Genomic DNA, 12,650 nt, shown 5'->3' on the forward strand with positions numbered 1-12,650 from the left:
CGTTCGACGATTCGGCGTCACCGACCGGACGGCCAGATGACCCCACGATCCGATGCGTCAATCGGCCAAGGCCTTTTGCACCTTCTGAATTCGCCGCATGGTGTTTTCGAACTGGGCGTAATCCTGGCACTGGTATCCGTCGCTGGCGGCATTGGGCGGATCGGGATGGACTTCGATGATCAAACCATCCGCACCGGCGGCGACCGCGGCAACCGCCATGTCATGAACCATGTAAGTGTGCCCGGTCCCGTGGCTGGGATCGATGATCACCGGCAAATGGCTTTTCGAATGCAGGTAGGGAACGCTGGCCAGAGGCAAGGTGAATCGCGTGTGGGCTTCGAAGGTTCGGATACCTCGTTCGCACAGCATCACGCGTTCGTTGCCGCCATCCAAAATGTATTCAGCAGCCAGCAAGAATTCGTCCATCGTGGCCGATGGTCCCCGCTTCAGCAGGACCGCTTTGTCGCACCGACCGACGGCTTCCAAAAGCCGATAGTTTTGCATGTTTCGTGCACCGATCTGCAGCACGTCGGCGTACTTGGCGACCAAGTCGACTTCCTCAGGCGACATGACCTCGGTGAACACGGCCAAGCCGGTTTCGTCGCGGGCGGTGGCAAGCATCTTCAGCCCGTCTTCTTTCAATCCTTGGAAACTGTAGGGGCTGGTCCGTGGCTTGAACGCGCCGCCACGCAGTCCGGTCGCTCCGGCCGCCTTGACCGCTTTGGCGACTTCCACGATCTGTTCTTCGTTTTCGACGCTGCAGGGCCCTGCCGCGACGCCCAAGTGCCCGCCACCAGCCTGGAAATCACCGACGGTGATCACGCTGCTTTCGGGACGGACTTCGCGGCTGGCAAGTTTGTACTTGGCCACCACCGGCATGACTTCGGCAACACCATCACCGGCCTCCAGCGACGGAGCGTCTAGGACACGTTCGTCGCCGACGACGGCGACAACGGTTCGTTCGGTGCCAACGATGACGTTGGCCTTCAGGCCCATTTTTTCCACCCTCGCGACGGTGGATTGGACCTGCGCTTCGGTGGCGCCTGACTTCATTACGACGATCATTTGTGGGGCCTTGTGGATCGATTACCAAAAAAAAGGACGTCGCCGACGCCTGAGAAGTTCACGAGTTTGTCCCACGACGTCGATTCTTCCAACCGGACACCGCACGCAACGGGGCCCGGGGTCTCGGCGATCCCAGTCGGCTACGGCAGCGGTACTTGGCCGGGCCCCATCAAATACTTCAGCAACGACCGAACATCGTTCTCGGACATCGGTTCCAGTTGTCCGACCGGCATCAAGCTGACATCGGATTCGATCCTTTCCTCGATCTCATCCTTGGGAATCACGACCTGCTGTTCGGCGGTCTGAACGGTCACCGCATCGTCGTTTTCGTCACGGACAATTCCACCGATGATGCGTCCATCCAGCAGCAGAAAATTGGTCATGCGATAATCGCGACCGATCAAGGCGTTGGGGTCCAAAATGTTTTCCAACCAGTACCGCACGTCCGATCGGTTGGCCCCGGTGATGTCCGGCCCGATCTGGCCACCTTCGCCGAATAGCCGGTGGCACTTGCCACAATTGGCCTCGTATAGTTTGCGGCCAAGTCGGGCGTCGGCCGATGCGATCCCGCGCGGCGTCAGGATGGCTTGGTAACGCTTGAACTGCTGTTGCATCTCGGCGTCGCTGCGTCCGACTTTGCCCCAAACGTTTTCCAATCGTGAAAGCAGATCACTGTCTGGCGTACGTTGGGCAAGCGGAATGATCTGGCGGACCACGTACGCAGGCACGGATCGCGGATCGATATCACCACTTTCCATCGCCGCAACCAATCGATCGGCGTTGGGAATTCGCGTGACCAGTGCCGAAAGTGCGATCGTTTGCGTTTCCGCTGGGAATTGGTCAAATCGCGCGATGATTTCATCGGCGGACCCGGGATGTGACAATTGCCCCAAGGCGCCCAGGGCCGCGTCGCGGATTGCGGCGTCGTCCAGCAATCGGTGCAACTGGTCCGCCAATTCCGGATCGCCCGCTGTCATCAGCGATTGCAATGCTTGTTGTCGACGCACCGCGGGGTTGCCGGTGTCGGCTAAAACTTCCCGGAAATGCGGCAGGACCGTCGCGTCACCCAGTTGGACCGCCAGGTTGCGAGCCAAGCGTTGCACCTGAGCATTGGGGGCGTCGGCGAGCGCGTCCATCGCGGCCGGCCAAGCCGCGGGCATTTCAATACCGCCTCGGGAGATCGAGGCATCCAGCAAACGCTGCAAGATTGTCAGCCGCAGGCCACGCTGTTTCGGATCCGTCAATCGTATCGTCAACGATTGTCGGCCGTCGGCCGTCTCGGCGGTGCGGCGGATGACGAAATCCGGCAAAGGCTTCATCTGGCTCTCCATCGCGATCTCCAGACATTCGTTCGGGTGATCTTGCACCAGCGGTTCCATCGCATACCAGAACAGCCATGGCAGATTGCGGTCGTTTGCATCGATCGTGTGCTTGGCCAGCGATCGCAGAATCGGCAACCGCTGCTCCGGTGCAATCTTCTGTGTCGATGACGCGATCTTTCGGCGAACCGACGCGTTCGGTTCCGTTGACGCGATTTCTGCGATTCGCGCGGCGACATCGCGTGTCACGTCGCTTTGCTGTGTAGCGTGGTGAATCGCCCAGCGACGAATCACGGGGTCGGCATCTTGAATCCAGTGATCGATCGGATTGGCATCGGAGCCAAGAATCGCACCGGCCAGCCAGACGGCGCGACGTCGGCCTTCAGCAGTCGCCATCTGGCCGTGAAGGCTGACGATCTGTTCGTCGGACAGGTCCAAGACGCCATCGCTGTGACGCTCTTGCAGGATTCTTGCCGACTGCCTTGCCACAAAGCCATTGGTCCCATCCAAGTTGCGAATCAATTGGCTCGTGTCGGATGACCATAGGTCAAGGCTGGTTCCTTGGGCATCACCGTATCGGATTCGAAACAAACGCCCGTTGGTGCGGTCCCAAATTTCCGGATCGCGATGGTGACAGGTCTGAACGTCATGCCAGTCGGACGTGTACAACGCGCCATCGGGACCCACCATGATTCCAACGCCGACTTGATAGTGGTCCTGCGACAAGGCAAAGTCCGGGCGATGTCGGCCCACATACCCGCTGCCGTCACGTTCAACTTTTTCGCGGACGATGCGGTGGCCGTGCAAGTTGTGAAAGAACAAGTCGCCACGATACTGGGGCGGAAAAACGTCTCCGTCGTAGATAGCCAAGCCACAGTGCGCGTGGCCGCCGCCCAGGATGGAGGTGTCCATGGCGGCGGGCGGTCGAGTGGTCTTGTTTTCACCCCAATAGGCGTGTTCTTGAATCCGCCCGGCGAAGTGTGCGTGATCGGCGATCGTCTTGATGTCGTCATAGGTGTAGGGATTGAAGTGCCGTCCCGCTTGTCGCTGATATCGCCCACCCTGTGATAGGTGGTACAGGTGGGGAATGACACAGGCACTGATGAACCATTCGCCTTCGTCGTTGAAATCCACCCCCCATGGATTGCTGGTTCCGTGTGCGAAAACGTCGAACTCGTGACGCGTCGGATGGTACCGCCACACACCGGCATTCAATCGAACACGTTGATCTTCGGGGGTGCCCGGTTTGCCGACCTTGGAATGCGTGAAGACCCCGTGGCAACCGTACAGCCATCCGTCGGGGCCCCACGTGAAGCTGTTCAAAGTTTCGTGCGTGTCCTGGTGTCCCCAGCCATCCAGCAGGACCACCGGGTCACCGTCCGGGGTGCCGTCGTGATCGGCATCCGGAATGAACAACAACTCGGGAGCCGCGCCGATCCAGACACCGCCGAATCCGACTTCGATGGCACTGGCCAAATTGATGCCTTCGATAAAAGTCGACTTGGATTCGAACGTGCCGTCGGAATCGTTGTCGGCGAAGATGACGACGCGGTCTCTGCCCTGCCCCGCCGGCGCCTTGTTGGGATACGTGTGGCCTTCGATCACCCAAATGCGGCCGCGGGCATCAAAGCACATCGCGATTGGTTGGGTCAGATCCGGTTCACCGGCAATCAGATCCACTTCAAAGCCCGGTGGAACGATCATGTTTTCGGCGGCCTGTTGTGGAGTAAACCCCTCCACATACTTGGACTGATCGCGGCCTTCGGCGACCTGCCATTTGGGTTCGGCGGTCATCGCGGTGTCGGGGGCACGCAAGTGAACCGTCAGCCCGTGCTTGCTGCTGGACACAACGTCGACCCATGAATCCGCATTCAAGTCGGTGACCAGGACATCGACACCAACACCGCTGTCATCGTCGATCATATGGGGGATGAATTCCACGGATGATTCATCGCGAACGCAGCGGAACCAGACCAAAACCGGCGGCTGCAATCCGCCGATGTCTTTGCCGCGATGAGCCATGAAGCGTTTGCCCGTCACGATGTCTTTGATGCCGTCGCGATCCACATCCGCCATCGCAACGGCATGCAGTTGGCTGAAAGCGACGCCGTACGGGTTGTCTTGAGACGATTCGCCCATGATGTCGTGTCGCGTGAAGATGTCGCCGCCGCGGTTTTCAAACCACGCTAACCCGTAACCGTGTGCGTGCAGCGACGTCACGATGTCGGAATCACCGTCGCCGTCGACATCGTTGACGCAGATCTGAGATCCACCGGGATAGTTCCCCAAATCGTTCCAGCGTTTGGCGGTCCAAAGGGTTTCGGCATCATCGTCGGTGGGTTGTCGCCACCAATGACTCTTTCCGACCACGTCCAGCCGGCCATCCCCGTCAACGTCACCGACACCCATGCCGTGGGTGAATCGGTTCGGGCATGAACCGGGCCTTGAAATGGGTGTCCAAGTCCAGGGCTTTGTCGCATCGTCGCCGGATTGGTAATAGCCGTATTGGCTGGCATTGCCGCAAACAATTTCCGGGTTGCCGCCGGGGATCAGGTCGATGATTGCGGGCGATTCGTTATCGACCGGTCCCGTGATTTCATGAACGGGCCAATCCTGATCGACCGGTCCGACGTTCGGGTTGACGTACAGCCGCGCGGGCTTGCCGGGAAAGCCGATGACCAGAACGTCGGCGGCCCCATCACCGGTCACATCGGCGACGTGGCTAAAGAACTGATCGCTATAGACTTCCACCGGAAATTCTTTGGCCGGGGCGATTCGAAACCGCTGTTGAAAATCGGGACCCCGAAAACAAAGCGGGCCGGCGACGATGTCCAAGTGACCGTCGCCGTCCAAGTCGCCGGCCGATGCACCCTCGGTGAAAAAACGGTCATGAATTTCCTGTCGCTCCCAACCCGGTGCAACCGCATCGGCGGTCGCATCGTGTCCCGGTCGCACCCACAGGGTGATCAAAAGAAGCCCAAAAATGGGCCGAAGACCGGAGGACAACCGAATTCGAAACGCCATGGTGGGCTCCGTCGTTGCGATAAGGGGCGGGAAAAAGGAGGGCCGTTGCATCGCCGGACTTGGAAATGCCAGCGTGTGCACGTGTTCATGCGGGGGGCCGTCGTCGTGGTCACGTTTTCGCGTGACACGGGGCGAATCGACGCAGGCGGGAAAGGTCATCTTAAGGAATGCTGGCCGCAAAGGTGCCGTCTTTGCCGATTGAATCGATTGCGGAGGTGAAACAGAGAACTAGGATGGTGTCGCCCCAATAGGGGGACTGGGATTCTCACCTACAGCAGATTTCGAAATCACACGTCCATGAAATCGACTACCAGCCTCGGCCGTCTTCTTCGCCGCGTGCTCCCTGGTAAAGGCCCCCAGGTATCGAAATGCCGACGCATTGATTGGTCGATCAAGTCGTTGGAACCGCGTTTAATGTTGGCCGGCGATTTGGGGCAGCAGATCACCATTCTGGCTGCCGGTACGACCGGCGAAGAAACCATGGAGTTGCGGATCGACGATCAAGTCGTCCAAACCTGGGAAAACGTAGGCGGCGATCCCGGTGCTGGACAACTGGAAACGTTCACCTATCAAACAGATGGTCCGGTCAGCGCCAATCAAATCAAGGTTGCATTTACCAACGACCTTTATGATCCCGATCAGGGGATTGATCGAAATCTGGTTGTCGAAAGTATGGCCATCGACGGCGACGTGTATCGCTCCGATGACCCGTCCGTTTTCAGTACCGGAGTTTGGTTGCCGGAAGACGGGATCCAGCCGGGATATCGTGAAAGCAATTTCCTGGCGGCCGACGGATACTTCCAGTACCAGGAACCCGACACCACAGCGATCATCATCGATGCGGCGGGCAACGAAAATGACGAGATCATGGAACTTTGGATCGGCGACGCCAAAGTCCAAACGTGGGCCAACATTGGTGGCAATGCCTACAACAATACTTTCGAATCCTACACGTACATTTCTGACACCGATGTCACCATCGATCAGATTCGCATTGCGTTCACGAATGATTTGTATGTCAACGATGGCGAAATCGATCGCAATCTTCGTGTCGACCGGGTGACCATCGGCGAAGACGTTTATCAGACCGAAGCCCCGACGGTGTTTAGCACCGGTACCTGGGAACCCGGTGGCGTTGTTCCCGGATACAAGCAGAATGAATTCCTGCATTCCGACGGGTCGTTCTATTTCGGTGGCGAAGTCCAACCGCCACAGCCTGGCGTGATTTCATTGGCGTCCAGTAACGTCACGGTGGATGAAACCGCTGGGATCGTCGCGTTGGACGTCATTCGCAGCAGCGGTACCGATGGCACGATCACCGTCGACTATGCCACGTTCGAAAATTCTGCCGCCGAAGGCATCGACTACACACCGACCAGCGGTACGTTGACTTTTGTCGACGGCCAAAGCGTCGCGCAGATCCAGATTCCAATTCTGGATGACGATCTGGCGGAAACGGCTGAACAGTTCAATGTCACCATTGATAACGTGGTCGGTGGCGCGACGTTGCTGGCCCCACGCACCGCGACGGTGACCATCGTCGACGATGAAGTCTCGTTGCCCAACTATGACGACTTCGCTGATACCACTGGCTTGAGTATCAACGGCGACGCGGCGATCAACTCAGACGAATTGCGTCTGACGCCGGCAACCAATTGGAAAGCCGGCAGTGCCTTTTATGAAACGCCCATCGATCTTAGCAACGATGGATCCTTCCGGTCTGAATTCGGGTTTCGAATCACCGGTGGTTCGTCGGGCGCCGACGGCCTGACCTTCACCATTCAAAACGACCCTGCGGGGGCCGCGGCCATTGGTGCAAACGCCGGTCAATTGGGATACGACGGGATTGCCAATTCGATCGCCGTTGAATTTGATACCTGGAAAAATTCACCGTTTGACATCAGCAACAACCATGTGTCGATTGTCCAGGACAGCGTCCAGAATGCTTTGAAAACGACGGTGGCTGATTTCGATCTGAACGGTGGATCGCCTCTGTACGCATGGGTCGACTACAACGGCACCAGCGACGTATTAGCCGTCTATCTGTCCGATCAAAACGAAAAGCCCGAACTGGCCGCCATGAAGACCACGGTCGACTTGGAGACGGTCGTGGGCAATCAGGCCTATGTGGGCTTCACCGGTGCGACGGGCGGGGCCAACAACGTGCATCGGATCATTCGTTGGAATTTGGATCAACAAGATCCTCCTCAAGATCCGCCCACTCAGGTCTCCGATACGCTGGTCGCCGTCGATCAGGTTTCTGGGTTGATTGCGCCCACGGCGATCGACTGGTTGCCCGGCGGTGCGATGTTGATCGCCCAGCAAGGTGGTGTTGTCGATGTGGCGGTCGACGGCAATTTGCAGCCCGAACCGTTCATCGACATTTCTACGATCGTCAACGGCACTCGGGACCGCGGCTTATTAGACATCGCCGTCCATCCCGACTTTGAAAACAACCCGTACGTGTATCTGTTGTTCACCTATGATCCGCCCGAAGTCGAAGGCAAAACCGGTTTGGCCGGCCCCGATGGCAAAGGCAATCGTGCCGGACGCCTGATCCGCGTCACGGCGGATCAATCCGAAGGGTATTTGAAGGCGGTCGAAGGAAGCGATGTCATTTTGTTGGGCGCCAACAGCACCTGGGAAAACTTCAATGGCTTTGCCAACAGCACAAACGATTTCGAAGAGCCGCCGGCCGGGGAAGATGAGTTGGGCAATTACTTGCAAGACTTCATTCCCAGTGACAGTGAATCGCATACCGTCGGCAGTCTGGCCTTTGGTACCGATGGCATGCTGTTCGTGTCGATCGGCGATGGTGCCAGCTACAACCGCGTCGATCCACGTGCCGATCGGGTCCAGCACGCCGACAGCTTGTCAGGCAAGGTTTTGAGAATCGATCCGATCACCGGCGAAGGAGTCGCCGGAAATCCTTATTTCGAGGAAGGCGTGGATGATCCCAACGCCAATCGAAGTAAGGTTTATCAGATGGGGCTGCGAAATCCCTTTCGAATCAGCGTCGACAGTGAAACCGGCCAGCTTTACGTCGGTGATGTCGGGTGGACCAAGTGGGAAGAAATCAATGCCGCCGGTGCGGGCGCGAACTTTGGTTGGCCGTTCTACGAAGGTGGCAACGGTACCAGCTTGGTGAACCATTCTTATGCAAATACCTCTGAAGGCGAAGCGTTCTTCGCGGAAGACATTCCGGTCGATGCATCCATTTACGCTCTCAGCCATCAAGCCGACGGTATCAACGCGATCGTGATGGGCGACGTTTATCGCGGCGACGCATACGGCAGCCAGTTCGACGGCGACATCTTCTTCAACGACCTTGGCCAGGGGATCGTCCGGCACGCCACGATCAATCCCGATGGCACAGTTGGCGATGTCAACGTTTTTGATACCGGTGCAAACATCGTGGTCGCCCTTCGTCAGGGGCCCGATGACCTGATGTACTACGTCGATCTGGATGACGGGACTGTCGGCCGCTGGGAACTGGTTTGACCAAGATTCGGGACCTACGCGGTGTGCGTTGAAAAGCCACGGGCCGCAGCCGGCGCCCGACCACCGCAACCCTTCGGCCGTATCGCAATTGCCCGATGCTTGGTGCCACCACGGTGCAATCGTGGCGCACGTTTGGGGGCGACGATTTCTTTGCCGGGGGGCCGAGGTACCGGCGACACGCTTCGGCTAAACTACCGAGCACCGTTGATGTGTCCTACCTCCAACTTTTGCACCTTCCATGAAACGTCGATTTTTTAACTCGATCCTTACCTTTGCCGGCTTGGCTGTTTTCACTGCGTCGGGTTCCTCGGCAAACGCCAAGGAATACCTGAACGGCATCACTTGGGAAGAACCCGCGGTCGTTACTCCGGGCGTCATCAATTCCGATCCGCCCAGCGACGCGGTCGTTCTGTTTTCCGGTGATGATCTTTCACAGTGGAAGGTCAATGATTCTTGGAAAGTCGTCGACGGTTGTATGTTGACGGGCAAAGGCAAAGCGGTATCGATCCCGACATTCGGCGACTGCCAGCTTCACATCGAATGGTCGGCCCCGACGCCGGCCAAAGGTGAAGGCCAGGGACGCGGTAACAGCGGCGTTTTCTTGATGGACCGCTATGAAATCCAAGTCTTGGATTCCTATGAAAACGAGACGTATTTTGATGGCCAAGCGGGCGCGATCTACAAACAGACGCCTCCGGCGGTCAACGCCACTCGTCCCCCCGGGCAATGGAACACGTACGACATTTTTTGGACCGCGCCGCGATTTGACGAAGACGGCAATTTGGTCTCACCCGCCTACATCACCGCCATGCACAACGGCGTCCTGATTCTGAACCACTTCGAATTGAAGGGCGACACGCCATACAACCGCCCGCCGAAGTACAACGCCCACGATTCCGAAGGGCCGATCTCGTTGCAGGATCACGGTAATCCGGTTCGCTTCCGCAACATTTGGGTACGCGAATTCACTCCCGCTCAAGGCGAACAAACGCGGTCGCCCTATATCCGCGACGGTAAGAAAGAAACGCCGATCGAATCGTCAGGCGACGATCAAGAATAGACCCCGGCCAGCCGGCCCATGTTTGCGATAGGTGCGTGACTGATGACGGGACGCAGCGTCCGCCGAACGAAAAGGCGACCGGACAAGTTTCGGTTGCCTTACGGGGCCGGTTTCAATAGCTCCAGCGTCGCGGCCGTCATCGTCATGAATGCGGTGCGGAGCGATTTTTCCGCGTCGGGATAATACTGGCTGCTGTGCAAGCTGGGTGGCGGGATTTCAAGTTTTTCGTAGCGTTTCAAACGTGCCGATTCAACGGTCCCCAATCGATACATCAAAATCGGCACACCCTGTTTTCCGTATCGACTGAAATCTTCACCGCCCATCGATGGTTCACTGGTGCCGACCTGGTCTTTGCCGATGGCGGCGGCGAAAACGTCTCGCATTCGCGCCGCCAATTCATGGTCGTTTTCCAGCGATGGCGTCCCTTCACTGCGTGTGACGGTCGGTGCGTCCGCACGAAAGCCGGTGGCAATGTTTTTGGCTTTCCGTTCGATGGCCTCCAGCAAGTGTTGTCGAACCGCTTCGTCGTAACTGCGGACGGTCAATTGCAAATGACACTCATCGCCGATGATGTTGTGCTTCGTCCCCCCGTGAATGGAACCGACGGTGATCACCGCGGGCTTGCGAGGCGAAATTTCGCGACTGACGATCGTTTGCAGATCCACGACCAGCATGGAAGCCATGACGATCGGATCGATGGTTGTTTCGGGTGCCGATCCATGACCGCCCCGGCCGTGCATCGTGATGTCAACGCTGTCGACATTGGCTTGGGAATATCCGGGCATCAGTGAAACTTGTCCGGCAGGCAAATCATGGCCAACATGCAAAGCGATCGCGTAGTCCGGTTTGACGAACCGTTGGAACAAGCCATCGTCCAGCATGGATCGAGCCCCCGCACCACGTTCTTCCGCCGGTTGGGCAATCAGCATCAGTCTTCCCGACCAGTGATCGCGATGCGTGGCCAGAAAATGAGACACCGCCAAGACATTGGTCATGTGGATGTCGTGCCCGCAGGCGTGCATGACCCCCACCGTCGTTCCATCGCTTTGCGTGACCTTTTTGGTCGATGCAAACGGAAAAGGGGTTTGCTCCGTGACCGGCAATGCGTCCATGTCGCATCGTAACATGACGGTGGGGCCCGGTCCGTTTTCCATGGTCGCGACCACGCCGAAACCGCCCACGTTCGTGACGACCACGTAACCATCGTCGCGCCATCGATCCGCGATGTATTGCGACGTCGCTTTTTCTTCGAAGGACAGTTCCGGCGATTGATGCAATTCGCGATAGGTGCGCAGCCACGTCGGGGTGGTTTCGGAAAACCAACGCTCCAGTTCGTGCTTGACTTCCACCACCGCCGGTTTCATGCCCGTTGGTGACAGGGTGTCGTCGGCGATGACAATCGAACACTGGACGCTGCCGGTCGCCATCAGCGACACCACCAGAAAGATGAACCGTATGCGAATCAAAACCCGTGTCCTTTCCACCAGAATCACCCATGTCAAACATCGTCGCTGATGCCTAATTGTAGACTCGGGCGGCGGGCCCTGGCACGGTTTACGTGATCATGCTCGCATGCAAGGCGGCTTTTCGTGCGGGCTGTCGGCGTAGAAAACCCCGGGTTCCGGGCGGTTTTCGGCGATCGATTGTTCAAAGCGGTGGAAGATGCTTTCGCATCCTTGCGCAAGATTTTTCATGCGTCGAAGCAGCTTTGCGTCGTGCAGATTTCCACCCGCCGTATCAATCCGTTTGGATTGTTCGATCACTTTGTCCCAAAGGTCCGGCCAGGACGGTGGAACGGTCGTGACGACACCGGGGAATCCTAGCGTAAACTGCAAAGCCATCCGAACGTGTTCATCCGATTCCACCGTTCGGTACCACCACTGGCGCGTCTTGTCGACACCCTTTGGCCAACGCCCATAGCCCAGCGTCTTCATCCCCAGGATCGCCGTGCCGCGTTGGTTGGCCAATTCAACGATCTGTTTTCCAAAGCCGATGGTGTAGTATTCCGCGAAATTGATGGGGAACATCACCGTGTCAAAGTCGAAGTGACGTAACGCACGAAGCGCCGATTTTGTCGTGTGTGCACTGAAACCGATGTGCCTGATTTTTCCCTGCTTCTGTGCCTCCAGAATGCCTTCCATGGCACCGCCCGGCCCCAATGCTTCGACAACTTCTTGAGGCTTGATGAAGCAGTGAAGTTGATACAGATCGAAATAGTCCGTCTTTAACCGATCCAGCGAACGCTGTAATTCCGCCTGCATTCCGGCTTTGTCGCGAGCCTTGGTCTTGCAGGACAGCACGTAATCATTGCGGTTCAAGCCTTGCAAACCCTGCCCCATCTTGATTTCACATTCGCCGTCCTTGCCATAAGCGGGCGCGACGTCGAAGTAATTGACGCCACGTTCGAACGAATCATGAAGCGAACGTCGGGCCCCGGCGGCGTCGGTTCGCATCAATGCCAAACCGGGATACGTCGCAATCGAAACATGAATCGGCGTCCGTCCCAATTTTCGTCGCGGCATACCGTTAACCGGTTCGCCGCGGTGTGTTGGCGGAACGTCGGCGCTCGGTTTCTGGTTCATCCCCGCCAAATCGTCGGCCCGACCGGCGGCCGATTGGATCGACCCGATTCCCACGGTGGTTGAAACGGAACCTAAAAATGACCGGCGGCGCATGGTGCA

General features: G+C 57.7%; 6 protein-coding genes. 2 read left to right on the top strand and 4 right to left on the bottom strand.

All coding sequences use genetic code 11. The features are described 5' to 3' along the window. Positions 1 to 57 precede the first annotated feature (57 nt). Entirely contained in the window at positions 58 to 1,065 is a 1,008-nt protein-coding gene (aroF, locus tag HFP54_RS00420) for a 3-deoxy-7-phosphoheptulonate synthase (protein WP_146411370.1), read from the bottom strand. Between the two features lie 140 nt (positions 1,066 to 1,205). Further along, positions 1,206 to 5,408 (bottom strand): PVC-type heme-binding CxxCH protein, encoded by a 4,203-nt coding sequence (locus HFP54_RS00425; RefSeq protein ID WP_168563668.1) that lies wholly within the window; start codon positions 5,406 to 5,408, stop codon positions 1,206 to 1,208. A 297-nt stretch (positions 5,409 to 5,705) separates the two neighbouring features. Here HFP54_RS00425 and HFP54_RS00430 point away from each other — a divergent pair, with 297 nt between their 5' ends. Further along, a complete protein-coding gene (locus HFP54_RS00430) occupies positions 5,706 to 8,909 on the top strand; it encodes a carbohydrate-binding domain-containing protein (RefSeq protein ID WP_168563669.1) in 3,204 nt (1,067 codons plus the stop codon). Between the two features lie 238 nt (positions 8,910 to 9,147). Continuing rightward, a complete protein-coding gene (locus tag HFP54_RS00435; RefSeq protein ID WP_146411378.1) occupies positions 9,148 to 9,969 on the top strand; it encodes a 3-keto-disaccharide hydrolase in 822 nt (273 codons plus the stop codon). Between the two features lie 98 nt (positions 9,970 to 10,067). Here the strand turns inward: HFP54_RS00435 and HFP54_RS00440 are convergent, their stop codons facing one another. Both HFP54_RS00440 and HFP54_RS00445 read right to left on the bottom strand, forming a co-directional pair. Further along, the gene (locus HFP54_RS00440; protein ID WP_235951162.1) at positions 10,068 to 11,435 is read right to left on the bottom strand and encodes a M20 metallopeptidase family protein; all 1,368 of its coding nucleotides are present in this window, start codon (positions 11,433 to 11,435) and stop codon (positions 10,068 to 10,070) included. A gap of 96 nt (positions 11,436 to 11,531) precedes the next feature. Beyond that, positions 11,532 to 12,551, bottom strand: coding sequence for an aldo/keto reductase (locus HFP54_RS00445; RefSeq protein WP_168563670.1), 1,020 nt, complete (start codon positions 12,549 to 12,551; stop codon positions 11,532 to 11,534). Positions 12,552 to 12,650: the final 99 nt, after the last annotated feature.

The organism is Crateriforma spongiae (assembly GCF_012290005.1).
GTDB lineage: Bacteria > Planctomycetota > Planctomycetia > Pirellulales > Pirellulaceae > Crateriforma > Crateriforma spongiae.